Source organism: Mesorhizobium sp. M0862, assembly GCF_040319795.1.
GTDB lineage: Bacteria > Pseudomonadota > Alphaproteobacteria > Rhizobiales > Rhizobiaceae > Mesorhizobium.
In genome coordinates, this window is sequence record NZ_JAMYOJ010000029.1 from 38,923 (window position 1) to 62,561 (window position 23,639).

The following is a 23,639-nucleotide window of genomic DNA, read 5'->3' on the forward strand; positions in this document are numbered from 1 at the left end:
AAACAGCCGATTTCCGCCGCTGGTCTTACCGATTTGCCTCGTCAAAGCGGCCGCTTGCAGCTAGGGAGCCGCATGGCCCAGTCGCTCGTCCGCACCTTTACCATCAGGAACGTGCTTTTGGCCGGCATCCTTTTGATGCTGGCCGGCGACTTCATGTTCGCGCTGAACGACGCTATGGGCAAATGGCTGGTCGCCAGCTTCTCGGTGGGGCAGGTGGTGCTGATCCGATCGATCGGGGCCTTCATCGTGCTCGGCCCGATGATCGCCAACCAGGGCGCCCGCAGACTGTTCCGGATGGAGCGGCCGGTCCTCCAGATTCTGCGCGTGCTGGCGACCACGGCGGACACGGCGCTGTTCTATGCCGCCGTCGTCTATCTTCCGCTTGCCGACGTGATGAGCTTCTACATGGCCGGGCCGATCTATGTGGCGGCGCTGTCGCATTTCCTGCTCGGCGAAAAGGTCGGCTGGCGCCGCTGGGCCGCCATCCTGGTCGGCTTCTGCGGCGTGCTGATCATCTTGAAACCCTCTTCGGCGGCGTTTTCGCAGTCCTCGCTGTTCGCGCTGGTCGGCAGCATCGCCTTCGCCTTTGCCATCATCCTCAGCCGCCGCCTGCGCGGCACCAGCGACACAACGCTGGTCACCTGGCAGACTATCGGCACGCTGCTGGTCGGCGGCGTGATGACCATAGGCGCCTGGCAGACGCCCTCGGCACTCGATTTCGGCGCCATGCTCCTGCTCGGCATCGTCTCCTGCAGCGCGCATCTGATGATTACCAGGGCGCTGAAACTGGCCCCTGCCTCGACGCTGGCGCCGCTGCACTACAGCCTGCTTCTATGGGCGGTGATCTTCGGCCTGGCCTTCTTCGGCGACGTGCCGGGACCGCGCATCCTGATCGGCTCGGCCATCGTCGTGCTCGCCGGCCTGTTCATCTTCCACCGCCAGAAGGTGGTCGAAACAGTCGTGCCGCCGGAGAACGTGCCGAAAGGCGTGAATTGACCTAACCTTGGCGCACCGCCGCCAGATGCCGTGAAAACTCAGGCGTTTCCATCAGCGCCTTGCAACGGGCGAAGCGGCCGTCGGCATAGGCGCGGAAATCCTCGACCGGGTTGTTGTTGGCAAGCTGGATAAGGCCCCAGAGCGTCCACAACAGGTCGCACATCGCCTTGTAGGTGACGACGCGGCCGCGCTCGGCCGGTTTTGCCTCGCCGCCGAAATAGGCGCGCATCATCTCTTCCTCCTGCGCGGTGTCGAACCGGCCTTCGACCGAGAGGTCGCCGAGGTCCCAGAGCGGGTCGTTCATCCCCGAATATTCCCAGTCGACGATCCACATCCGCTCGCCCGTATCGAGAAAATTCTCGCACAGTGGATCGCAATGGCAGGCGGCAATCGGCAGTCTATGCGCGGCAAGGGACGCACGCACGGTGTCGGATTCGCGCACCACGTCGTGGTAGCCCGGCGGCAAGGCGACTTCCTTGGTCGATAAGACCTTGAGATAGTCGTCGATCATCGCAAACAGCTCGAAGCGGAACGGAAATACCGCACCGGACGTGTGCAGCTTGCGGAAGGCTTCGCCGGCGCGGGCCGGGCTGCCGGCGCGCAGCTTGAACTTTTCCGGCGACATCGTCACGGCGCCGGCAACGAAGCGGCTCGCCAGCACGCCTGTCTCGGGGTCGACATGCAGCACTTCGGGGCTGACGCCGGCTTTGGCCGCCTCACGCGCCGCCACCGCTTCATTGGCGCGGTTGATATATTCCTCGGTGCCTTTGCCGGGGATACGCAGGCAGATAACGCCGGCCCGAAAGACGAGATTGGTCATCCCGCCCAGCCGCTCAAGCGGTCCGTCATAGCCCGCCAATGCCGGAATTGCCGCAAGTGTTGCGCGTGCCTCGTCGGTCCCCATGCCTGTTGCCCCTGGCGTGTTATTTCTTCCGACAACGGTTCCACAGTTTTCGCCGTTTGGCTATCATCCGATCGAGGGTGAGCAGCGAGCTGGCGGAGAAACAGCCATGGCGGGCAACAAGGATCATGGCGGGCTTGGCGCCGCCTATTCGGCGCAACGGCCCGAGGACGTCGCCGCGATCTATGACAGTTGGTCGGAAACCTACGATGCCGACATGTCGGCCGCCGGCTACCGCCATCCGACGATCTGCCTGGCCCTGCTGGCCCGCCATCTGCCGCGCGGCGCCGCACCGCTTCTCGACGCCGGCGCCGGCACCGGGCTGATCGGCGAGTGGCTGGCCATCACCGGCTATCCCCAGGTCGAAGCGCTCGATATTTCGCAAGGCATGCTGTCTAAAGCGGCGGCAAAGGGCGTCTATTCGGCGCTGCATTGCCTGGCGCTCGGCGGGCCACTGCCCTTTGCCGACAATGCCTATGCCGGCATCGTCTCGGCCGGCGTTTTCACCTCCGGCCATGTCGGCGCCGAGGGGCTGGACGAACTGATCCGCGTCTGCCGTCCCGGTGGCGTCATCGTGCTGACCATCAAGAACACGCTGTGGAACGCCGGCTTTGCCGATCGCATCGCTGCGCTCGAGGCTGAGGTCAGGGTCGTTCGTGCCGAGGAGACTGCGCCTTATGTTTCGATGCCGGGCGAGGCTGACACCGTGCCCAGCCGCGGCCTTGTACTCCGTGTGAGCTAATCCAGGTTTCGTCTACGCCTTGATCCTGCTCATCGAAGAATCGTACATCGGTTCGAGATGAATGTTGGCCGGCGTCCGTTCCATCGCGACCACCAGCTCATAGTCCCCTGAGCTGAGAAAATCGTCGCTGACGCCATCGGCGTTGCGGACATAGCCATAGCCGATGTTCTTAGCCAGCGTGTAGCCATAACCGCCGCTGGTGAGATAGCCGACCGGTTCGCCATTGCGCAAAATCGTCTCGCGCCCGACCAGCACGATATCGGGATCGTCGACCGTGAAGCCGGCAAAGCGTTTCTTCAGGTCGGCGCCGCTGATCTTTTCGAGCGCCCGCCGGCCGACGAAATCGGTGTTCTTCCTCAGCTTCACCGCCCAGCCGAGGCCGGCCTCCTGAGGCGTGTCGTTGGGGGTGATGTCGGAGCCCCAGGCGCGGTAGCCTTTCTCCAGCCGAAGTGATTCCAGCGCCCGGTAGCCGATCGGCCGGATGCCGTGCGGCTTGCCTGCCGCCATCAGCGTGTCGAAAATCTCGCCGGTGGCGGCGATCGGCACATGCAATTCCCAACCAAGCTCGCCGACATAGGTGACGCGCAACGCCCGAACCGTATGGCCGGCAGTCGTGATCTCGCGGATATGGCCGAACGGGAAGGCGGCGTTCGAGACATCGGCATCGGTCACGGCAGCCAGAACGTCGCGGGCCCGCGGTCCCATCAGTGACAGCGTGCCGAAATCCTCAGTGACATCTTTCAGCGTCACGTCGAGACCCTTGCCGACATGGTCGCCGATCCAGGGGAGATCATGCGTGCGGAAGCCGGTGCCGGTCACGATGTAGAATTTGTCTTCGGCGAGCCTGGCCACCGTCAAATCGGCCTCGATGCCGCCGCGCGTGTTGAGAAGCTGCGTGTAGGTCAGCCGTCCCACCGGCTTGGCGACATCGTTGGCGCAGATCCAGTCCAGCGCCTTAGCCGCATCCGAACCCTTCATTTCGTATTTGGCGAAGGACGACTGGTCGAAGATGCCGACTTTCTCGCGCACATGGCGATGCTCCTCGCCGACCGGGCCAAACCAGTTCTGCCGGCCCATGGAATAAATGTCTTCGGATGTGGCGCCCTGCGGCGCGAACCAGTTCGGCCGTTCCCAGCCGAGCTTGGAGCCGAACACCGCGCGGTGCGCTTTCAGCCGCTCGTAGAGCGGCGAGACGATGCGCGGCCGGCCCGAGACGTACTCCTCATGCGGAAAGCCGATCGTGTAATGCTTGCCATAGGCTTCCAGCGTGCGATCGCTGACCCATTGCCGGTCGCGGTGCAAATTGGAAAAGCGCCTGATGTCGACCACCCAAAGGTCGAGCGGCGCTTCACCATCGACAACCCATTGCGCCAGCACCCAGCCGGCGCCGCCGCCGGAAGCGATGCCGAAGGCGTTGAAGCCGGCGCCGACGAACATGTTGGCGCATTCGGGCGCGACACCGAGGATGAAATTGCCGTCCGGCGTAAAACTCTCCGGCCCGTTGATCATCTGCTTGACGCCGACCGTCTCCAGCGCCGGCACGCGCGCGATCGCCTGGCTCATATGCTGTTCGAAATGATCGTAGTCGTCGTCGAACAGGCGGAACTCCCAGTCATCGGGGACATCGCCGCCGGGCAGGCCGGTCGCCCAGGCCTGCGGGTTCGGCTCATAGCCGCCCATCACCAGCCCGCCGACCTCTTCCTTGAAATAGGTGCGGCGGTCGGGATCGCGGATTGTCGGCGCGTCGGTCGCCAGCCCGTCGACCTTCTCGGTGATGATGTACTGGTGCTTGACGGGTTGCAGCGGTACGGAAATGCCGGCCATCGCGCCGACCTGGCGCGCCCATTGCCCGGCACAGTTCACCACCTTGTCGCAAGCAATGTCGCCCTTGTTGGTCTTCACCGCGGTGATGTGCCCGTCCATCATGTCAAATCCGGTGACGCGGACATCCTCGAACAGCTTCGCGCCATGCATGCGCGCGCCCTTGGCCAGCGACTGCGTGATGTCGGAGGGGCTGGCCTGCCCATCGGTCGGCAGCCAGGAGGCGCCGACCAGGTCGCTGGTCTCCAGCAGCGGCCACATCTTTTTGACCTCCCCCGGCGACAGCAACTGCATGTCCATGCCGAAGCTCCTGGCCGTCGTCGCCAGCCGTTTATATTCGGTCCAGCGGTCGGCATTGGTCGCAAGCCTGAGGCACCCGGTCATCTTCCAGCCGGTAGCGAGCCCGGTCTCAGTCTCCAGTCCCTTGTAGAGCTCGACCGAATATTTGAGCACGCGGGTGATCGAGGCCGACGAGCGCAACTGGCCGACCAGCCCGGCCGCATGCCAGGTCGAGCCCGAGGTCAGCTTGCCCTGTTCCAGCAGCACGACATCGGCCTTGTGGTCGCGCGCCAGGTGATAGGCCGTCGAACAGCCGATAATGCCGCCGCCGATGACGACGATGCCGGCATGTGTGGGCAATGTCATGACTGGGTCCCGTACTTCGTGCGGTAATTGTCCAGCGCCGCGTCAAGCCGCGTCAGGTTCTCTGCGGTGTAGGCGACGTAGTCGATGCCCGGCGCGTCGAGGTAAAGTTCGGAAACCATGCTCCACATCGCCTCGCGCAGCAGCGAGGCGCATTGCATGGCGGCGTGCGAGCGGCGGATCGCCTCATCCGGCTCGCGCATGAAATACGCCGTGAGGAAAGTGAAGGACTCCGCGTCGCTCATCTCGGCGTTGGAGGCAACGCCGGCAAGATCGAACATCGCGGTGTTGAAACCGGCATATTCGAAATCGATGAGCCACAACCTGTCGCCATCGTCGAGGATATTTGCCGGCAGAAGATCGTTGTGGCCGAATACGATCGGCAGCAGCTTCTGCGCCCGCTCCAACTCGTCGGCCAGAGCCAGCAGCCTGGGCAGCTCGTCGCGCTTGCGGCTGCCGCCTTCGCTCAGCGTTCGCGCATAGTCGCGGATGACATGGAAGACCCAGAACATGAAGCCGGCGCCGGAGATGTGATTGGGCATCTCGCGATGGAACCCGCGCATAAGCGCTGCGACGCGGCCGATATTGGCGCGCACATCCTCGGCGACATAGGTTTTCGCGCCGAGGAATTCCGTGACCATGATGCCGGGTTCGGAATGGCGGACCGCCGGCGCGAAGCCTGCGGCGTGCGCCGCCCGGGCCGTCATCACCTCGCGGTCGCGAAAGACGTGGTGAAATGGATAGTCCTGGCCGAAGCGCACGACATGCCGCCCGGCTGCGTCCTTGACCAGATAATTGGCGTTGCTGAGGCCGCCCGGCAGCGGCGCAATGTCGATGTTGCCGTTCCAGCAGGGCAAGGCCCGGATGCGGTCTTCAGCAGTCACGGGACCATCCCTGACTTTTGCGGAGCTTTCCCAGGCGCCATGGGCCGCGCAACGAGCGTTGGGAAACGCAAAAAATCTCGTCGGTGCGGGACGCAGGAACTCCTATCCCGCGCCGCACCGACGAGCCCCTCTGGCCAGGTTTTGATACCCGGTCTCCGCCCCCGCGGATTTGAGAAACTTTTGTGCCAGTTCAAACCCAGACGGTCTGGCCAGACGGTCCGGTCCGTGAATTGCGGCTCTGCCATCACCCTCCCGTGGCAGTTCCGAAGCTGTCACGCCGTCAATGTCACGCCAGTGCTGCCTAACTGTCAATGAAATGTTGCGACTTTTTTTGGGTGTTTTGCCCGAAACCACGAGCAATTCCTTTAAAAACGGCGGCATTGCCCTAAAACCGGGCAGGCCGCAAACTGAGGAAGCCAGATGATCCATTCGAAACGGCATGGCGAAATCCTCCGCCTCCTCAAGGAAGAGGGCACCGTCACCATTGCCAGCCTCGCCGACCGGCTGGGGGTTTCGCTTGAAACGGTGCGCCGGGATGTCAAGCCACTGACCGGCAATGGCTCGGTGCTCAAGATGCATGGCGCCATCGGCCTGCCGTCGATGGCCGGCGAAGCGCCCTTCGAGCGGCGCATGCGCGACAATGCCGAGGCCAAGCGGCTGATCGCCCGCATGGTCGCTGCCACCATTCGCGACGGTGAATCGGTCATGCTGGACACCGGCACCACGACCTCGTTCCTGGCCCGCGAACTGCTCGGCCACCGGCGGCTGACGGTCGTCACCAACTCGTCCGATATCGCCCGCACGCTGGCCACCGTCAACGGCAACAAGGTCTATATGGCCGGCGGCGAATTGCGCAGCGATTCCGGAGCCGCCTTCGGCGCCTCGGCGATCGATTTCGTCAGCCGCTTCTCGGTCAGCCATGCGGTGATTTCGATCGGCGCCGTCGATGCCGCCGCAGGCCTTGCCGACTACGATCTGGAAGAGGCGGAGTTCGCCCGCATGGTGCTGTCGCGCGGCCAGCGCTCGCTGGTCATCACCGACCACACCAAGTTCGGTCGCCAGGGTCTGGTCCAGGTCTGCGGCTTCGACGGTTTTTCCGAACTCGCCACCGACCAGCCGCCGCCGCGCGACATTGCCTCGGCACTTGCCGAGGCTGGAGCGCGCCTTAGCATTGCTGCGGCCTAGCCAAACACCAGCGACTGGCGCGCCGCGATCCCGGCCATGCCGCCACCCGATACCACGAAGGCGATGTTGTGCATCATGCGCGCCGCGTTGCCGGCCGCGTAAGATGTCGTTCTGGTGAAAAATTGTTTTTCAATCATCCCGCTCTTCGCAATGTCCATGCAACTTGGCAGCCGCAAACAGCGCCTCGTCGAAATGCGGGCCGGGCGAATCGCCCGCATCAGCAATGAGGCCACCATGCTGCAAACGATGCCTTGTCTTTCCTCATGGCCTGGACGCTTGCGCGCTCCGACCTGGAAGCCGACCCGGCTTGGCCGGACATTCCGCAACTTTCCGCCGGCGACGGTGTATGACGGTGTATAAGGTGTCCAGGATCAAGAACCTCAAAACCTATGACTGGCGCTTCGCATGACTGATCCACTGTCGGCGATCCTGGGCTTCGGCCTGCTCGGCGTCGCCTGCCTCGCCTTCACAGAAAAGATCCTGCCGCTGCCGCCCTCGCATGTGCTGCTGCTGTTCCTCGGCATGACGGCAGCCCCCGATCTCCCGGCGCTGGCGATCCTGCTTCTGGTAACGACGCTGTCCGCCATCACAGGCTGCCTTGTCTGGTATAGTTTGGGTCGTCGGATTGGCTTGGATCGTGCCGACAGGCTGGTCCAGCGTTTCGGCAAATATGTCTGCTTGCGCTATGCGACCTACAGCAAGCTTGGTCAGGCCTATCGCCGCCATCATGTCCGGGTCTCCTTGCTGGCGCAGTTCATCCCGACGGTTCGCAACTATCTGCCGATCGCGGCCGGCGCGCTCCGTCTTCCACTCTTGCCCTTCGCGGCGGCGACGCTGCTCGGCGCCACGCTATGGAACACCGGCTTCCTCGTCACCGGCTACCTTATGCGCGGCAGCGGCCGGGATTCCTATGCCATCGGCTTTCGCATCATCGTCATCGTCATGGCGCTGGAGACGGCGTTCATGCTCGCGCTGCGCTACGGTTCAGCCTGCCGGCGGCGCCTCAGGTTCGGCTGACCAGGAGGCGCCTCAAGCCGTATGGGTATAAGCTCCGCCTTCGGCTTTCCTTCCCCGGCGCGCCGGTGTTTAGTCCGGCCATGGCTTTCACCATCCGCCAGCTGCAGTTCTTCATTGCCGTCGCCGAGCAAGGCACGGTGTCGGGCGCCGCACAAAACCTCTCCATCTCGCAATCCTCGGTCACCGAGGCGATCAAGGAGCTGGAGAGCGATCTCGGCGTCGAATTGTTCGAGCGCCATCCGCGTGGCCTCAACATTACCCACAAAGGCCACCAGTTCCTGCGCCATGCGACCAAGATCCTGGCCGACGTCTCCGACGCGCGCCGCGCTTTTTCCGACGACCAGGTGGTGGCCGGCGGGCGGCTGCAGCTCGGCGTCACCTCGCTGGTCGCGGGCTATGTGCTGTCCGATCTGCTGGCGCGCTACCGCCGCGCCTATCCCGGCGTCGATGTCTCGGCCATCGAGGACAATGGCGACTATCTCGAACATCTGCTGATCGGCGGCAAGCTCGACATTGCCGTCATGGTCACCTCCAATTTGCGCGACCGCACCGCGCTGCAGTCGGAAATCCTCGAGGTCTCGGCCTACCGGCTGTGGGTCCCGCTCGGCCACAAGCTGGCCAGCGCCGACATTATCGGCATAGGCGACATTGCCGGCGAGCCGCTGATCATGCTGACCGTCGACGAGATCGAGGAGAACACCGGCAAGCTTCTGGCGGCGATCGGCGCCAGGCCGCATGTCGCCTTTCGCACCCGCTCGGTCGAAGCCGTTCGCAGCCTCGTCGCCACAGGTGCGGGCGTGGCGTTGCTGCCCGACCTAGTCTACCGGCCGTGGTCGCTGGAAGGCGACCGCATCGAATCGCGCGACATTTCGGGTTCCCTGCCGGTCGTCCAGGTCGGCATGGTCTGGCGCCGCGGCTCCGGTCTGCCGCAGGCGTCGCGCGACTTCATCGGCCTTGCCCAGTCGCAGCGTATGGTACGCCAGCAGCGTTGATAGGGTTGCGTGGTTATCTATCGGAAAAACCGATATCGCGTTTCTGATAAATGAATTTGCGAAACCGGAATTTTCCGAGCACTTTTCATGTCAGGGACGAAAGCCGCCATCAGAGCGGCAACGTGCCATCGAATGAACTGACGCTTTTCAGCCTGCGGCTGACCGCGGCGGCGACTCGCTTCGCAGTCAGGCGCCAAAATGGGAGATTGACGATGAATTCATTCCTGAAGACGTGCACCGCCTTGACGGTCGCGCTGACCTTTTCCGGTCAGGCCGTCGCCCAGGTCAAGGAACTTGGCAAGGGCGAAGGGGAGGTCAGCATCGTTGCCTGGCCGGGGTACATCGAGCGCGGCGAAACCGACAAGGGCTATGACTGGGTGACCTCCTTCGAGAAGGAGAGCGGCTGCAAGGTCAACGTCAAGACCGCGAACACCTCCGACGAGATGGTCTCGCTGATGAATGAGGGTGGGTTCGATCTAGTCACCGCTTCGGGTGACGCATCGCTGCGCCTCGTTGCCGGCAAGCGCGTGCAGCCGATCAACACCGATCTCATCCCGAGCTGGAAGGCGGTAGACGACCGTCTGAAGGATGCGCCCTGGTTCACCGTCGACAAGGTGCATTACGGCGTTCCCTATCAGTGGGGCCCGAACATCCTGATGTACAACACCGATGTCTTCAAGGAAGCGCCCAAGAGCTGGAACGTCGTCTTCGAGGAAATGAACCTGCCGGACGGCAAGTCCAACAAGGGCCGCGTCCAGGCCTATGACGGCCCGATCCACATCGCCGACGCCGCCAACTATTTGATGTTCCACAAGCCGGAACTCGGCATCAAGGACCCGTACGAACTGAACGAAGACCAGTACAAGGCAGCGCTCGAGCTGCTGCGTGTTCAGCGGACGCTGGTCGGCCGCTACTGGCATGACGCCGCCATCCAGGTCGACGACTTCCAGAACGAAGGCGTCGTCGCTTCCGGTTCGTGGCCTTACCAGGTCAACACGCTGGTTGCCGCCAAGAAGCCGGTCGCCTCGACCGTGCCGGAAGAAGGCGTCACCGGCTGGGCCGACACCACCATGATGGAGGCCGACGCCGCGCATCCCAACTGCGCCTATATGTGGCTTGAGCATTCGCTGTCGCCCAAGGTGCAAGGCGATGTCTCGGCCTGGTTCGGCTCGCTCCCCGTGGTGCCCGCTGCCTGCAAGGGCAACGAGCTGCTCGGCGAGGAAGGCTGCAAGACCAACGGCTACGAGAACTTCGACAAGATCAAGTTCTGGAAGACGCCGGTCTCGAAGTGCGCCACCCAGAACGACCACTGCGTGCCCTACTACCGCTGGGTGTCCGACTATATCGGCGTCATCGGCGGGCGGTGAGCTCCCTTAACCCTCCCCCTTGTGGGGAGGGTCGACGCGCAGCGTCGGGGGGGCAACGCTGACGTCCGGTGCTAGTCACCCCACCCGCGGCTTCGCCGCGACCTCCCCCATCGAGGGGGAGGTGAAGTGCCGTGCCCGCTGGCCTGATTGGTGGCGGCAAGAGCTATTTCGACGAACACAAACCGGCAACAGACGGACAGCCCATGACATCGGCCGTTTCCTTCCAGAAAGTCTCTCGCCATTTCGGCAGCGTGCGCGCCGTCGATGCGGTCGATCTCGATATCGTGCCGGGCGAGTTCTTCGCCATGCTCGGTCCGTCGGGGTCCGGCAAGACGACCTGCCTGCGCCTCATCGCCGGCTTCGAGCAGCCGACCTCGGGCTCGATCTCGATCTTCGGCGACCGCGCCGAGGGCGTGCCGCCCTATCGCCGCAACGTCAACACGGTGTTCCAGGACTACGCGCTGTTCCCGCATTTGAACGTGCTGGACAATGTCGCCTACGGGCTGATGGTCAAGGGCATCGCCAAGCCGCAGCGGCAGAAGGCGGCGGAAGAGGCATTGTCACTGGTGCGGCTTCCCGGCTATGGCGCCCGCCGTCCCGGCCAGCTCTCCGGCGGCCAGCGCCAGCGCGTGGCGCTGGCCCGTGCGCTGGTCAACCAGCCCAAGGTGCTTCTGCTCGACGAGCCGCTCGGCGCGCTCGATCTCAAACTGCGCGAGAACATGCAGGAAGAGCTGAAGTCGCTGCAGAAGGCGCTCGGCATCACCTTCGTCTTCGTCACCCACGACCAGGGCGAAGCGCTGTCGATGGCCGACCGCGTCGCCGTCTTCAATGACGGCAAGATCATGCAGATCGGCACGCCGGAAGACATCTACCAGCGGCCGAAGACCCGCTTCGTCGCCGATTTCGTCGGCTCCTCCAATGTGTTGCCGCCGGATTTCGTCCAGCGTTATTCCGGCCAGGACCGCTGGGGCAGCTTGCGCCCCGAATCGATCCGCATCGGCAGCATTGCGAAAGGCGAAGGGGTTGCCGCGCGCCTGGTCGGAACCAACTATCTCGGCGCCACGACCAGGCTGGCGCTCGACGCCGACGGCTTGAGGCTGCACGCCATCGTGCCGGCCGGGACAAAGCTGCCGGCGGAAGGCGAAGCGGTGGTGCTGACGTTCAACCGCGAGCATTTGCATTTGATGGACGAGCCGGCATGATTGAGGTTTGCGCCAAGCACCCCCCTCTGTCCTGCCGGACATCTCCCCCTCAAGCGGGGAGATTGGCTGTTCCTCCCGGTTTCGCCAATCTTCAACGTTGGGGATTTGGCGAGGCAGCGAAACTGCTGATCTCCCCCCTTGAGGGGGAGATGTCCGGCAGGACAGAGGGGGGTGTGAAGGAACCCGGCTTCTCAGGGTTCCTTCAGCACGCGGTCTCCCCATGACCATCGCCGCGCTCAACTCAACCTCCGCCCCCGCCATCCTGCCCGGCAGCGGCGGCGTGCGCGGTGCGCTGTCCGACCTGTTCTGGCGCAAGCCGCAACTGCTGCTGTTCCTCATGTTGGCGCCGCCGGTGCTGTGGCTCGGCGTCGTCTATATCGGTTCGCTGTTCGCGCTCTTGGCACAGAGTTTCTTCTCGATCGACGAATTTTCCGGCCTCATCAACCATGAGTTCACGCTGAAGACCTATGGCGACCTGTTCCAGCCCGCCAATCTCGACATCATCCTGCGCACGGTGACGATGGCGGTGCTGGTCACGCTGGCCTCCGCCGCCATCGCCTTCCCGATCGCCTATTATGCGGCGCGCTATGCCCGGGGCCGGTGGAAGGCGCTGTTTTATCTCGGAATCATGCTGCCGCTGTGGTCGAGCTACCTCGTCAAGATCTACGCTTGGAAGTTGATCCTCGCCAAGGAAGGCATTCTGACCTGGCTGCTGGCCAAATTGCATCTGCTTTGGATGCTCGACGGCTGGCTGTCGCTGCCGGTCGTCGGCGGCAATTCCCTGTCGGTCTCCGCCACCGGAACCTTCATCGCCTTCGTCTATGTCTGGCTGCCGTTCATGATCCTGCCGGTGCAGGCGGCATTGGAGCGCGTGCCCGGCAATCTGGTCGAGGCGTCCTCCGATCTCGGGGCGTCGCCGGGCCAGACCTTCCGCAACGTGCTGTTCCCGCTGGCGCTGCCCGGCATCGTCGCCGGCTCGATCTTCACCTTCTCGCTGACGCTGGGCGACTACATCATCCCGCAGATCATCGGCACGTCGCGGCTGTTTATCGGCCAGGCCGTCTATTCGCAGCAGGGCACAGCCGGCAACATCCCGCTCGCCGCCGCCTTCACCGTCGTGCCCATCGTCATCATGGGTTTCTATCTCTGGGGCGCCAAGCGCATGGGGGCCTTCGATGCGCTCTGACGGTTCGCAATCCGCCCCGCTCGGCCTCAAGATCGCAGCCGCTTGCGGCCTGCTCTTCCTGCACCTGCCGATCCTGCTGATCTTCGTCTATGCCTTCACCACGGAAGAGAAGAGCTTCGTCTGGCCGCCGCCGGGGCTGACCACACAATGGTTCGCCGCCACCTGGAACCGGCCGGATGTCTGGCAGGCGCTGTCGCTTTCGGTCCGTGTCGCCGCCATCTCGACCGCGATTGCCTTGATACTGGGCACGCTGTGCGCCGCCGCCGTGTCACGGACGAAATTCTTCGGCCGCGAGACGATCTCGCTGCTCGTCATCCTGCCGATCGCACTGCCCGGCATCATCACCGGCATCGCGTTGCGCTCGGCCTTCTCGCTAGCCGACATCCCGTTCTCGTTCTGGACGATCGTGCTCGGCCACGCCACCTTCTGCGTTGTCGTCGTCTACAACAATGCGGTCGCCCGTTTCCGCCGCACTTCCGGCTCAATGATCGAGGCCTCGATGGATCTCGGCGCCGACGGCTTCCAGACCTTCCGGCACGTCGTGCTGCCCAACATCGCCACCGCTCTGCTTGCCGGGGGGATGCTCGCCTTCGCGCTCTCCTTCGACGAGGTCATCGTCACCACCTTCACCGCCGGCCAGCAGCAGACCGTGCCGATCTGGATGCTGGAAGAGCTGATCCGCCCACGCCAGCGTCCGGTCACCAATGTCGTCGCCATGGTCGTGGTGCTGGTGACGCTGCTGCCCATCCTTGCCGCCTATTACCTGACCCGCGACGGCGACCAGATCGCCGGTTCGGGCAAATGAAGAACAGCGAATAGGGAGTAGCGAATAGCGAATAGGGAGATTGCACGACCAGCCCTGTTCGCTACTCGCTATTCGCTACTCGCTCCTGACCAAGGAGAACCCGCATGGACACCCAGATGCTGATCGGCTCGAAGTTCGAGAACGGCACCGAGACCGAGGAGCCGATTCTGAATCCAAAGACCGGGGCGACCATTCTCAACCTGCCTGAAGCCAGCCAGGCGCAGATCGAGGCGGCTGTTACTGCCGCCGGGCGAGCATTCGTCTTGTGGTCACGCACAACGCCGGCGCAGCGCTCCGGCTATCTCCTCAAGATCGCCGACCGCATCGAGGCCAACGCGCGGGAGTTCGCGGCGCTCGAGGCGCTGAATTGCGGCAAGCCGATCAACGCGGTGCTCAATGACGAAATCCCGGCGATCGTCGACTGCTACCGCTTCTTTGCCGGCGCGGTACGTTCGATGCCGGGCGTGGTCGCCGGCGAATATCTGCCCGGCCACACCTCGATGGTGCGGCGCGACCCGATCGGCATCGTCGCTTCCATCGCGCCGTGGAACTATCCACTGATGATGATGGCCTGGAAGCTGGCGCCGGCCATTGCCGGCGGCAACACCGTCGTCTTCAAGCCGTCGGAGCAGACGCCGCTGACGGCGCTGAAGCTGGCCAGGATCCTGGCCGAGGTGCTGCCCGAGGGCGTCGTCAATGTCGTGCTCGGCCGCGGCGACAGCGTCGGCAACACGCTGATCAATCACGCCAAGGTCAACATGATTTCGATCACCGGCGACGTCGCCACGGGCAAGAAGGTGCTGCAGGCCGCCGCCAAGTCGGTCAAGCGCACGCATCTGGAACTCGGCGGCAAGGCGCCGGTCATCGTTTTCGACGATGCCGACCTCGGCGCCGTGGTCAACGGCCTGCGCGCTTTCGGCTACTACAATGCCGGGCAGGATTGTACAGCCGCCTGCCGCATCTATGCCGGCAAGAAGATCTACGACAAGCTCGTCGCCGATCTCTCATCTGCCGTCTCGACCATCAAATACAACCAGCCCGACGACACCGAAAACGAGATCGGGCCGCTGATCTCGCGCCGCCAGCGCGATCGAGTCTCGGGCTTCGTCGAGCGCGCTTCGGAACTGAAGCACATCGAGATCACCACCGGCGGCAAGCCGGGCGAAGGCTCCGGCTTCTATTACCAGCCGACGGTGGTTGCCGGCGCGCTGCAGGAAGACGAGATCGTGCGCCGCGAAGTGTTCGGTCCGGTCGTCTCCATCACCCGCTTCTCCGAAGTCGATGAAGCCGTGAACTGGGCCAATGACAGCGACTACGGCCTGGCATCCTCGGTGTGGACCAAGAACGTCTCGCGCGCCATGGCGACGGCCGCCCGTCTGCAATATGGCTGCACCTGGATCAACACCCATTTCATGCTGACCAACGAGATGCCGCATGGCGGGCTGAAGCAGTCTGGCTACGGCAAGGACATGTCTCTCTATGCGCTGGAGGATTATACCGCCGTTCGTCATGTGATGGTGGCGCATGGGTAGAGGCCGCCACTATCGCTAAAATATTCGCCAACCCGTTTTCTGTACATTAAGCGAGAGTTACTTTTGCGGTACGGCGGGAGTTCACGATTTACTGAATATTCAACCTGAACGAGCAGCCTCTTGCCGGGAAACCGCGCGGCGAGGGGTTTGCGCATGAACACGACCAAGATCAAGCTGGTACTCATTGGCGGCTTCTGTCTGCTGATCGCTGTGTTCGGCGGCAAGGACATGATCAAGAAGAGCGGCTGGCCCGAGGCGCCTGCTGAAATCCTCGCGGTCAATGTCGAATGCGACATGGAATCGACCGCCCACAAGATTGTCTACAAGACCGTCAGCACCGCCACGATGCCGTGCGAACTGGTGGATGCGTTCAAGACGGTTCATGCTGACAAAGAGTGGAAGGTGACCCAGAAATTCACCGGCACCTTGCGCGTCGGCACCGGCGCCGACGCCGTCGAGGCCACGATGGAGCTGAACAAGAACGGTGCCCGCGAACCGCAGGTCGGCGACAAGCTCACCGTCGTCCAGAACCCCGCCAACCCCACCCAGATCGAACGCACCGGCATGACCGGCACGCGTTTGACGATCGTCATTGGGGCTGGACTGCTCGGCGCGTTGCTTCTCTATCTTGCTTTCAAACCCCGCCGGCGGATGTCGACCTCCGCCGTGGCGGGCAACCCTGCCGGAGATGCCGGCGCGGACCAGCGCGCGCGCCAGGCCGACGCCTTGATAGCGGCGGCCCTGGCCAAGCAGGCCACATTGCCCAATCAGCCGGCACGTGTCGCGGCTGCCGGATCGGCCAGGGAAGGGCGGTTTTCCGGGCAGCGGACGAGTTTCGGCCGCCGCAACTGATGGCCGAAAACTGCTGCACCTGCCACGGCTACTCCACGATGCGGTAGATGTTCCAAAGGCTGGTGCCTGAAACGACGTAGGGCTCCATCTCCTTGCCCCATTTGGCGTGCGCGTCGATCTTGCCGATCCTCGCGAAGAATCCCTCCAGCTGGGCAAGGCTTTCGACCTGATGATGCGATTCGACCGTCGCTTCCCGAGCTCCGACCGAACCGGTCATGATCTGGAACTCGAGATCGGCAATGCCGACCTGAGAGCCGATCTCGCGTTCCCATTTCTTCAACAGGTCGAGCACGGTCTGCTTGTGCCCGAACTTGGCGTCGATCTGCCATCTGGCGCTGAACATTTTTGTCTCCTCCAGTTTTGCGGCCCAAACCGCGGTTGATCTTTCCGCGGTGGAACTACTCGTCCCAGGCCTGCACGACGGTCTGTCGTGCAATCCGCCCATTCTTCAGCTCCAGCATCGCCGCGCAGAACACTTTCGTTCCGTCCGGATAGGCGCAGGCCTGGGTGAAGGCGAGATTGTCGCCATCGGCGATGGTGGTGTCGACCTTGTGGGTCATCGCCCGGCTGCAGATGTCGTCCCAGAAGGTGCTGATCGCCGCCCGGCCGCGGATCTCGCGCGGCTTGCTCGGCGGATTGTTGCGGTCGATCACCCGCACCAGTGCGTCGTCGGCATAGAAGCTAGCGAGCATCCTGCCGTCCCGTCCTTCGATCGCTTTCTTGATCGCCGCGCCGTCCACGCTCTGCGTCTTGGTCAGCATCTTCTCCTCCATGGCCCGTTGATCGGGCGGTTGAATGATCACAAGCAATGCCCGGCGCACCGCCCGGCATTTTCTTTCACTGCGACTTGGCTTTGACGGCTGCGAACACCCCGTCGGTCTGTTGTTTGAAGGTCGCGAAATCGACCTGGCTGCCGTTGAGCATCGTCGACCAGTGGCGCACGATGGCCGCCATCGCGATCGCCTCCTTGATCTCCTCATCGGTCGCGCCATTGAGCTTGGCGGCCTCGGTGTGGAAATAGATGCAGTACTGGCAGGGGATCTGCGAGGCGACGGCCAGCCCCAGCAGTTCCTTGGTCTTGCCGTCGAGCGCGGTCTTGGGGTTGAGCTGCACACCCTTGATCTCGGCCCAGGCGCCGGCAACCGCGACATCGGGCAGCGTCTTGAACATGTCCGGCACTGAGCCGAGCGTCGCCTCGATGTCCTTGTAGGCGGCGGCCGCCGAGGCATCCTCGGCTCTGGCGGGAGCGATCGTGAACAGCGCGCCAACGCCTGCCGCTATCACCAGCGATTTGATCGACCTGTTTGAATTCAGCATTGCATCCTCCATCCGCAGTGCCTTTCCCGGCGACATCCGCCTGGCCTGCATGGAGAGAATTGGTACGCCTCGACCCCACCTAGCCGCTTCGCCCGAAAGCGCCATGGTCCCTATGGCCCGTCCGGGCCAGCCTGCCTGGCGGAAAATGCCGCTGCCGCCGCCCGTGACGGCAAATCGAGCTTCAGCAATATGTTGGCGACATGACGCTTGACCGTATGCTCGCTGAGCCTCAGCTCGGCGGCGATCGCGGCATTGCTCTTGCCGTCGGCGATCAGGATCACCACCTCGCTTTCGCGCGCCGTCAGTTGAGCCGGCTCGGCGGGTTTCGCCTTGGGGCGGCAGGCCGGCTCCAGGTGCTGTTCCGACGTTGCCTGGACCAGCGCCAGCGGCTCGTCCAGCTCATCCACCGTGACACGCCCGGCATCGATGAAATGCAGGCCGGACCCCGCCGCCAGATCGGCGGCCAGCCGCGACGCCAGAATATCGCCGCGCCCGGCATGGGCGGCGATCTGCATCGTCACCCGTGCCATCAGCCCCACCGGCGGCCCGCGCATTTCGACCTCACCGACATGGGCGCCCTGGGCGCTTGCAATGCCCACATGTTGCGCCGCATCGCGCAGTGCCGCCGCGCAGCGTATGGCCCGCGCCGGCCCGTCGAAGCGCGAGATCATCAATTCGCCATGGATGCCGGCGACGCGTCCGCCATGACGGCCGACCAGCTGCTGCCAGCTCTCCTGGAAGCGCTCGCTACGTTCGCTCCACATGCGGTCGCCAACCCGCGCCGTGTCGTAGATGCGTGTCGCCAGAAGAGCGGCAAGCACGCGCTCCGCTTCGGCCACGGCACGCTCGCCGGTCAGGAATTCCTCGATCAGGTCGGCCACCCGGTCGACATCGCCGGTCCAGATCGGGTGGTCGCGCCCGGGGACCTCGACCAGTCGCGCATTCGAGATGTTTTTCGCCAGAAAGCGGCTGGCTCCGGGGTCGACCCGCGCGTCGTTGCGGCGATGGATGAGCAGGGTCGGTGCGCCGATCGCCGAAAGCACGCCGCGCACGTCGATCCCGGCATTCATTCGGGCAAGAGCGGCCGCTGCCGTCGGACTGGCCGACAGCCGCTCGAAGCGGGCCCACCACTGGGTGAAATGCGCATCATCTACCCGGCCGGGAGCGAAGTTGGGCAGTGTGGCGCCCGTGCCCCATTCCGTGCCGGCCGTCGCGATGAAGGCCTCGAGGCGCTCCGGCGACATCACCCATTTGTGGAAATGCGCATAACCGCCATAGAGCGCCAGCGCTCGTGTCCGTTCCGGATAGGTGGCGGCAAACAACATTGCCATCGGCGCGCCTTCCGAAGCGCCGAGCAAGGCCGCGCGGCCGCTGCCGGTGGCATCCATCACCGCGCGCACATCGTCCATGCGGGTTTCGAGGCTCGGCAGGTGGCGTGGGTCGACGCGGTCGGACAGGCCGGTGCCGCGCTTGTCGAACAGGATCAGCCGCGAGAACGCCGAGAGCCGTTTCAAGAGCCTGGCGTAGCCCTCGTCTTCCCAATGCAGGTCGAGATTGGAGATGAAGCCGGGCACGAAAACCAGGTCGAACGATCCCTGGCCGACCACCTGATAGGCGATCCGCACGTCGCCGCTGAGGGCATATCGCGTCTCGATCGGCCTCACGTTGCTATCCCGCCCGGCCAGACGATTTCTGATCGCCGACCATAGCAGACGCCCGGCGGATGCGGCAGCCAAACTTTAGAAGACAGGAATATAGCCCGCGGCGCGAGCCGTGTTCGCCCGCCATTTCTGGGGCAGGCTATTTCTGGGGAGCGACGCTCTCTGCACCCGTGGGTTGGACGTAGCCGATGCTCACATCGGCCTGCTCCTCGGTCTTCGGCCGCTTGATCCTGGCCGAGGCCACGACGACGAGTTCGTCAAAACCTTCGCCGCCGCTGTCCAGCATCTCGAAGAACTGCCGGCGCATCCTGGGCTCCCAGAACTTGTTGATGTGCTCGGCCACGCCCGCCACACCTTCCTCGCGGGGCCTTGAATGGAAGAAGGCGGCGATCTGGTTGGCCATGCGCACCAGCTTTTCCCCGGTGCTCGTGATGTGTTCTTCGTCATGCGACATGCTGGGCAACTCCCAAGACCACCCGTTTAGGGTGGGTGAAAACATCGAAATCGTCGCCGCGCACCAGCGCCACCAGCGTCATGCCGGCCTCTTCGGCGGTGCGGATGGCAAGGGCTGTCGGCGCCGACACGGCGATGATGAAGGCGGAGCCGATCGCCCCCGTTTTCTGCACCATCTCCACCGAGACGCGTGATGTCACCACCACCGCGCCCGATGCACCGTCAATGCCGGCCTTGGCCAGCGCGCCGGCCAGTTTGTCCAGCGCATTGTGCCGGCCGACATCCTCGCGCGCCATGACGATGCCTTTGCCGGGAATGTAGAAGCCCGCTGCATGCACGGCGCCGGTTTCTGAATGCAGAGGCTGCACCTTGGATAAAAGCTTTACCGAACGGGTGATGTCGTCGGCTTCAAGCGTAAGCTTGGACGCACTAACCTTATCGACCGAGCGCATCGCTTCCTCGATGGATTCGATGCCGCACAGCCCGCAGCCGACCGGGCCGGCGAGCCGCCGCCGCCGCGCCTCGAAGCGCGTATTGGCCTGGTCCTTCAGCCGGATCTGGATATCGATGCCGGCGCCATGGTCCTCGACCTCGATCGCATCGATTTCGTCAGGCAAGGCTATGATGCCTTCGGTCAGCGAGAAGCCGAGCGCGAAATCCTCGAAGTCGGCCGGGCTCGCCATCATCACCGCATGGGTGGTGCCGGCAAAGGAGAACGCCACCGGCGTCTCCTCCGGCACCATGCGGTTGGCCACCGCAGTGCCGCTGGCGCGGTGGGCAAGGCGAGAGATTTGGGTGGTGGCTTGGCGTTTTCGGGTCACGAGGCGCGCCCCTCTGCCCTGTTCGTCCTTAGCACTAGCTGTGGAGGCTCGCGCCTTTCCTCTCCCCCGTCGATTGGGGGAGAGGTGTCAGGCGAAGCTTGACGGAATGGGGGGCGACTACTCGCCAGATAGGCCGGTTTGCCTGCTCTTTGGGTTGTGCGCGACTTTCGACGGCTGCGTGTTGCGGGGCCGGCTTCCCCCACTCCGTCGCCGCTTCGCGGCGCCACCTCTCCCCCCTCCGGAGGGAGAGGAAAGGCGCCATGCGGCTTAAGCTCTCCTTCCTGACGGAGTGGGGGTCGACCAACCGTCAAGATTGAAGCTCTCATTGTCGAACGCCGTGGCAAGACTACTCCGCCGCTTCCAGCTTTGCGATGCGGCGGCTCTGCTCGGCCTGCTCGTTATAATCGCGCTGCCAGTCCGAAGGCCCGTTGGAGGCGCCGACCTGCACCGCGGTCACCTTGTACTCCGGGCAGTTGGTCGCCCAGTCCGAGAAGTCGGTGGTGATGACGTTGGCCTGCGTGTCGGGATGGTGGAACGTTGTGTAGACCACACCTGGCGACACCCGGTCGGTGATCAGCGCACGCAGCGTCGTCTCACCCGAACGGCTGGTCAGCCGCACCCAGTCGCCATCGCGCAGGCCGCGGTTCTCGGCGTCGTGCGGATGGATCTCCAACCGATCTTCCGAGTGCCACATGACGTTTTCGGTGCGCCTTGTCTGTGCACCGACATTGTACTGGCTGAGGATGCGACCGGTGGTCAGCAGCAACGGGAAACGCGGCCCGGTCCGCTCGTCGGTCGCCACATATTCTGTGCGGATGAACTTGCCCTTGCCGCGCACGAAGCCGTCGATATGCATGATCGGCGTGCCGAGCGGCGCCTTCTCGTTGCAGGGCCATTGCACCGATCCGACACGGTCGAGCAGATCGAAAGAGACGCCGGCGAAGCTTGGCGTCGTTTTGGCGATCTCGTCCATGATTTCGGAGGGATGCTGGTAGTTCCAATCCAGCCCGATCGCGCGGGCAAGCTCCTGTGTCGCTTCCCAGTCGGCATAGCGCGCCTTCGGCTCCAGCACCTTGCGCACCATGTTGATGCGGCGCTCGGCATTGGTGAAGGTGCCGTCCTTTTCCAGGAAGGTCGAGCCCGGCAGGAAGACATGCGCGTAGTTAGCTGTCTCGTTGAGGAACAGGTCGTGCACGACGACGCATTCCATCGCCGCCAGGCCGGCCGCGACATGCTTGGTATCAGGGTCGGATTGCAGGATGTCCTCGCCCTGGATGTAGATGCCCTTGAAGGATCCGTCGACGGCGGCATCCAGCATGTTGGGGATGCGCAGGCCCGGTTCGTCGTCGAGCTTCACCCCCCACAACGTCTCATAGATGTCGCGCACCGCCTCGCCGGAGATGTGGCGGTAGCCCGGCAGTTCATGCGGGAACGAGCCCATGTCGCAGGAACCCTGCACGTTGTTCTGGCCGCGCAGCGGATTCACCCCGACGCCCGGGCGGCCGATATTGCCGGTCGCCATGGCAAGGTTGGCGATAGCCATAACCGTGGTCGAACCCTGGCTGTGTTCGGTCACGCCGAGGCCGTAATAAATCGCGCCATTGCCGCCCTTGGCATAGAGCCGTGCAGCACCTCGGATCAGTTCGGGATCGACGCCGGACAGCTTGCCCACGATTTCGGGGCTGTTTTCCGGCAAGGCGACGAAAGAAGCCCAATCCTGGAACTCCGCCCAGTCGCAGCGATCGCGGATGAAGGCTTCGTCGAAAAGCCCTTCGGTAACGATGACATGCGCCAGCGCCGTCAGCACCGCCACGTTGGTGCCGGGCTTCAGCGGCAGGTGATAGTCGGCCTCGATATGCGCCGACTTGACCATTTCGGTGCGGCGCGGATCGAGCACGATCAGCTTGGCGCCCTGGCGCAGCCGCTTTTTCAGCCGCGAGGCGAACACCGGGTGCGCGGAAGCCGGATTGGCGCCGATGATGACGGCGACATCGGTGAAATCGACGGAATCGAAATCCTGCGTGCCGGCCGAGGTGCCATAGGTCTGGCCGAGGCCGTAGCCGGTCGGCGAGTGGCAGACGCGCGCGCAAGTGTCGACATTGTTGTTGCGGAAGCCTTGGCGCACCAGCTTCTGGACGAGATAGGTCTCTTCATTCGTGCAGCGCGAGGACGTGATACCGCCGATCGAGGTGCGGCCGTATTGATACTGGATACGGCGGAATTCCTTGGCCGTATGGGCGATGGCCTCTTCCCAACTCACCTCGCGCCAGGGATCGCTGACCTTTTCCCGGATCATAGGCGACAGGATGCGGTCCTTGTGGGTGGCATAGCCATAGGCGAAACGGCCCTTCACGCAGGAGTGGCCGTGGTTCGCCTTGCCGTCCTTGTAGGGCATCATGCGAATGACTTCGTCGTCCTTCACTTCTGCCTTGAACGAGCAGCCGACGCCGCAATAGGCGCAGGTGGTGACAGCGGAACGCTCGGGCATGCCTTTCTCAAGCACGGTCTTTTCACGCAGCGCATCGGTCGGACAGGCCTGCACGCAGGCGCCGCAGGACACGCATTCGGAGGCGATGAAATCCTCGTGCATGCCGGCGACCATGCGCGATTCGAAACCGCGGCCCTCGATCGTCAGCGCGAAGGTGCCCTGCACCTCCTCGCAGGCCCGCACGCAGCGCGAGCAGACGATACATTGCGCCGGATCATAGGTGAAATAGGGGTTGGACTCGTCGCGGGCGATGTAGTCGACCGCCAGCGAGCCATGGCCGGGCGCGACGCCGTTTTCCTGCTTGACGTGGTTGCGGCCCTCAATGCCGAAGCGGTTCTCGGTCAGGCCGACCGATTTCGCCACAACGTCGAACTCGCTGGCGCCGGTGCCGGCCTTCTCGTTCCAGCCGGTCGGGTGGTCGGAGACGTAAAGCTCCATGACACCGCGGCGGATGGCGTCGAGCCGCTCGGATTGCGTGCGCACCACCATGCCTTCGCCGACGGGGGTCGTGCAGGATGCCGGCGTGCCGCCGCGCCCGTCGATCTCGACCAGGCAGACGCGGCAGGAGCCGAACGAGTCCAGCATGTCCGTGGCGCAGAGTTTTGGGATCTCGACCCCGCCTTCCATCGCCGCGCGCATGATCGACGTACCCTCCGGCACGCTGATGCTGCGGCCGTCGACGATCAGCGTAACCTGCTTTTGCGCCTTCGATTCCGGGGTTCCGTAATCGAGTTCTTCGATGAGTGTCGGGAAGTCGGCCTTGATATTCATCTGC

The 23,639-nt window shown here is 63.9% G+C and carries 22 protein-coding genes; 11 read left to right on the forward strand and 11 right to left on the reverse strand.

Annotated elements, in window-relative coordinates:
- Positions 1–72 precede the first annotated feature (72 nt).
- Entirely contained in the window at positions 73–996 is a 924-nt protein-coding gene (locus tag NKI15_RS28770; RefSeq protein WP_023703535.1) for a DMT family transporter, read from the forward strand.
- A 1-nt stretch (position 997) separates the two neighbouring features.
- Here the strand turns inward: NKI15_RS28770 and NKI15_RS28775 are convergent, their stop codons facing one another.
- Positions 998–1,900, reverse strand: a complete 903-nt coding sequence (locus NKI15_RS28775) for a phosphotransferase family protein (protein ID WP_023703534.1) — start codon at positions 1,898–1,900, stop codon at positions 998–1,000.
- A 106-nt stretch (positions 1,901–2,006) separates the two neighbouring features.
- Here NKI15_RS28775 and NKI15_RS28780 point away from each other — a divergent pair, with 106 nt between their 5' ends.
- A complete protein-coding gene (locus NKI15_RS28780) occupies positions 2,007–2,639 on the forward strand; it encodes a class I SAM-dependent DNA methyltransferase (protein ID WP_023703533.1) in 633 nt (210 codons plus the stop codon).
- Between the two features lie 12 nt (positions 2,640–2,651).
- Here the strand turns inward: NKI15_RS28780 and NKI15_RS28785 are convergent, their stop codons facing one another.
- Both NKI15_RS28785 and NKI15_RS28790 read right to left on the reverse strand, forming a co-directional pair.
- A complete protein-coding gene (locus NKI15_RS28785) occupies positions 2,652–5,105 on the reverse strand; it encodes a GcvT family protein (RefSeq protein WP_352515281.1) in 2,454 nt (817 codons plus the stop codon).
- Entirely contained in the window at positions 5,102–5,986 is an 885-nt protein-coding gene (locus NKI15_RS28790; protein ID WP_031246582.1) for a phosphotransferase family protein, read from the reverse strand. The genes NKI15_RS28785 and NKI15_RS28790 overlap by 4 nt, the downstream gene beginning before the upstream one ends.
- Before the next feature lie 420 nt (positions 5,987–6,406).
- On the opposite strand from NKI15_RS28790, the gene NKI15_RS28795 reads away from it, so the two are divergent.
- Entirely contained in the window at positions 6,407–7,171 is a 765-nt protein-coding gene (locus NKI15_RS28795) for a DeoR/GlpR family DNA-binding transcription regulator (protein WP_023685103.1), read from the forward strand.
- On the opposite strand, the gene NKI15_RS28800 is transcribed toward NKI15_RS28795, so the two are convergent.
- The gene (locus NKI15_RS28800) at positions 7,168–7,329 is read right to left on the reverse strand and encodes a hypothetical protein (RefSeq protein WP_023713562.1); all 162 of its coding nucleotides are present in this window, start codon (positions 7,327–7,329) and stop codon (positions 7,168–7,170) included. The genes NKI15_RS28795 and NKI15_RS28800 overlap by 4 nt on opposite strands.
- A 247-nt stretch (positions 7,330–7,576) precedes the next feature.
- Between NKI15_RS28800 and NKI15_RS28805 the strand changes: the two genes are divergently transcribed.
- The 8 genes from NKI15_RS28805 to NKI15_RS28840 all read left to right on the forward strand — a co-directional run bounded on the left by NKI15_RS28805 (position 7,577) and on the right by NKI15_RS28840 (position 16,124).
- Entirely contained in the window at positions 7,577–8,188 is a 612-nt protein-coding gene (locus tag NKI15_RS28805) for a DedA family protein (RefSeq protein ID WP_023725817.1), read from the forward strand.
- 80 nt (positions 8,189–8,268) lie between these two features.
- A complete protein-coding gene (locus NKI15_RS28810) occupies positions 8,269–9,180 on the forward strand; it encodes a LysR family transcriptional regulator (protein ID WP_023673412.1) in 912 nt (303 codons plus the stop codon).
- 212 nt (positions 9,181–9,392) lie between these two features.
- On the forward strand, positions 9,393–10,547 hold the full coding sequence (locus tag NKI15_RS28815) for an ABC transporter substrate-binding protein (RefSeq protein WP_023688802.1): 1,155 nt from the start codon (positions 9,393–9,395) through the stop codon (positions 10,545–10,547).
- A gap of 203 nt (positions 10,548–10,750) precedes the next feature.
- Positions 10,751–11,749, forward strand: coding sequence for an ABC transporter ATP-binding protein (locus tag NKI15_RS28820; protein WP_023703528.1), 999 nt, complete (start codon positions 10,751–10,753; stop codon positions 11,747–11,749).
- A 220-nt stretch (positions 11,750–11,969) separates the two neighbouring features.
- Positions 11,970–12,935, forward strand: coding sequence for an ABC transporter permease (locus tag NKI15_RS28825; protein ID WP_023749986.1), 966 nt, complete (start codon positions 11,970–11,972; stop codon positions 12,933–12,935).
- Positions 12,925–13,740: an ABC transporter permease gene (locus NKI15_RS28830; RefSeq protein WP_023703527.1), complete on the forward strand. Its 816-nt coding sequence runs from the start codon at positions 12,925–12,927 to the stop codon at positions 13,738–13,740. Before NKI15_RS28825 ends, NKI15_RS28830 begins: the two co-directional genes overlap by 11 nt.
- Before the next feature lie 104 nt (positions 13,741–13,844).
- A complete protein-coding gene (locus tag NKI15_RS28835) occupies positions 13,845–15,272 on the forward strand; it encodes a gamma-aminobutyraldehyde dehydrogenase (protein ID WP_352887689.1) in 1,428 nt (475 codons plus the stop codon).
- A gap of 153 nt (positions 15,273–15,425) precedes the next feature.
- Positions 15,426–16,124, forward strand: coding sequence for a DUF3592 domain-containing protein (locus NKI15_RS28840; RefSeq protein WP_023749987.1), 699 nt, complete (start codon positions 15,426–15,428; stop codon positions 16,122–16,124).
- 28 nt (positions 16,125–16,152) lie between these two features.
- Here the strand turns inward: NKI15_RS28840 and NKI15_RS28845 are convergent, their stop codons facing one another.
- The 7 genes from NKI15_RS28845 to fdhF all read right to left on the reverse strand — a co-directional run bounded on the left by NKI15_RS28845 (position 16,153) and on the right by fdhF (position 23,635).
- A complete protein-coding gene (locus NKI15_RS28845; RefSeq protein ID WP_023738143.1) occupies positions 16,153–16,467 on the reverse strand; it encodes a hypothetical protein in 315 nt (104 codons plus the stop codon).
- A gap of 55 nt (positions 16,468–16,522) precedes the next feature.
- Complete coding sequence (locus tag NKI15_RS28850) at positions 16,523–16,885, reverse strand: nuclear transport factor 2 family protein (RefSeq protein ID WP_023688799.1); 363 nt, start codon at positions 16,883–16,885, stop codon at positions 16,523–16,525.
- Positions 16,886–16,961: 76 nt separating this feature from the next.
- Complete coding sequence (locus NKI15_RS28855; protein ID WP_023703524.1) at positions 16,962–17,441, reverse strand: carboxymuconolactone decarboxylase family protein; 480 nt, start codon at positions 17,439–17,441, stop codon at positions 16,962–16,964.
- A gap of 110 nt (positions 17,442–17,551) precedes the next feature.
- The gene (locus tag NKI15_RS28860) at positions 17,552–19,105 is read right to left on the reverse strand and encodes an alpha/beta fold hydrolase (protein ID WP_023703523.1); all 1,554 of its coding nucleotides are present in this window, start codon (positions 19,103–19,105) and stop codon (positions 17,552–17,554) included.
- A 136-nt stretch (positions 19,106–19,241) separates the two neighbouring features.
- Positions 19,242–19,556: a formate dehydrogenase subunit delta gene (locus NKI15_RS28865; protein WP_023703522.1), complete on the reverse strand. Its 315-nt coding sequence runs from the start codon at positions 19,554–19,556 to the stop codon at positions 19,242–19,244.
- On the reverse strand, positions 19,546–20,376 hold the full coding sequence (fdhD, locus tag NKI15_RS28870; protein ID WP_023749988.1) for a formate dehydrogenase accessory sulfurtransferase FdhD: 831 nt from the start codon (positions 20,374–20,376) through the stop codon (positions 19,546–19,548). Before fdhD ends, NKI15_RS28865 begins: the two co-directional genes overlap by 11 nt.
- A 346-nt stretch (positions 20,377–20,722) precedes the next feature.
- The gene (gene fdhF / locus NKI15_RS28875) at positions 20,723–23,635 is read right to left on the reverse strand and encodes a formate dehydrogenase subunit alpha (protein ID WP_023673425.1); all 2,913 of its coding nucleotides are present in this window, start codon (positions 23,633–23,635) and stop codon (positions 20,723–20,725) included.
- Positions 23,636–23,639: the final 4 nt, after the last annotated feature.

Coding starts and splice junctions, on each gene's coding strand:
- NKI15_RS28780 (WP_023703533.1), top strand. CDS start 2,007: ATGGCGGGCAACAAGGATCATGGCGGGCTTGGCGCCGCCTATTCGGCG.
- NKI15_RS28815 (WP_023688802.1), top strand. CDS start 9,393: ATGAATTCATTCCTGAAGACGTGCACCGCCTTGACGGTCGCGCTGACC.
- NKI15_RS28835 (WP_352887689.1), top strand. CDS start 13,845: ATGGACACCCAGATGCTGATCGGCTCGAAGTTCGAGAACGGCACCGAG.
- NKI15_RS28865 (WP_023703522.1), bottom strand. CDS start 19,556: ATGTCGCATGACGAAGAACACATCACGAGCACCGGGGAAAAGCTGGTG.
- NKI15_RS28795 (WP_023685103.1), top strand. CDS start 6,407: ATGATCCATTCGAAACGGCATGGCGAAATCCTCCGCCTCCTCAAGGAA.
- NKI15_RS28770 (WP_023703535.1), top strand. CDS start 73: ATGGCCCAGTCGCTCGTCCGCACCTTTACCATCAGGAACGTGCTTTTG.
- NKI15_RS28820 (WP_023703528.1), top strand. CDS start 10,751: ATGACATCGGCCGTTTCCTTCCAGAAAGTCTCTCGCCATTTCGGCAGC.
- NKI15_RS28850 (WP_023688799.1), bottom strand. CDS start 16,885: ATGCTGACCAAGACGCAGAGCGTGGACGGCGCGGCGATCAAGAAAGCG.
- NKI15_RS28855 (WP_023703524.1), bottom strand. CDS start 17,441: ATGCTGAATTCAAACAGGTCGATCAAATCGCTGGTGATAGCGGCAGGC.
- NKI15_RS28810 (WP_023673412.1), top strand. CDS start 8,269: ATGGCTTTCACCATCCGCCAGCTGCAGTTCTTCATTGCCGTCGCCGAG.
- NKI15_RS28785 (WP_352515281.1), bottom strand. CDS start 5,105: ATGACATTGCCCACACATGCCGGCATCGTCGTCATCGGCGGCGGCATT.
- NKI15_RS28800 (WP_023713562.1), bottom strand. CDS start 7,329: ATGGACATTGCGAAGAGCGGGATGATTGAAAAACAATTTTTCACCAGA.
- NKI15_RS28825 (WP_023749986.1), top strand. CDS start 11,970: ATGACCATCGCCGCGCTCAACTCAACCTCCGCCCCCGCCATCCTGCCC.
- NKI15_RS28845 (WP_023738143.1), bottom strand. CDS start 16,467: ATGTTCAGCGCCAGATGGCAGATCGACGCCAAGTTCGGGCACAAGCAG.
- NKI15_RS28830 (WP_023703527.1), top strand. CDS start 12,925: ATGCGCTCTGACGGTTCGCAATCCGCCCCGCTCGGCCTCAAGATCGCA.
- NKI15_RS28775 (WP_023703534.1), bottom strand. CDS start 1,900: ATGGGGACCGACGAGGCACGCGCAACACTTGCGGCAATTCCGGCATTG.
- fdhF (WP_023673425.1), bottom strand. CDS start 23,635: ATGAATATCAAGGCCGACTTCCCGACACTCATCGAAGAACTCGATTAC.
- NKI15_RS28840 (WP_023749987.1), top strand. CDS start 15,426: ATGAACACGACCAAGATCAAGCTGGTACTCATTGGCGGCTTCTGTCTG.
- NKI15_RS28805 (WP_023725817.1), top strand. CDS start 7,577: ATGACTGATCCACTGTCGGCGATCCTGGGCTTCGGCCTGCTCGGCGTC.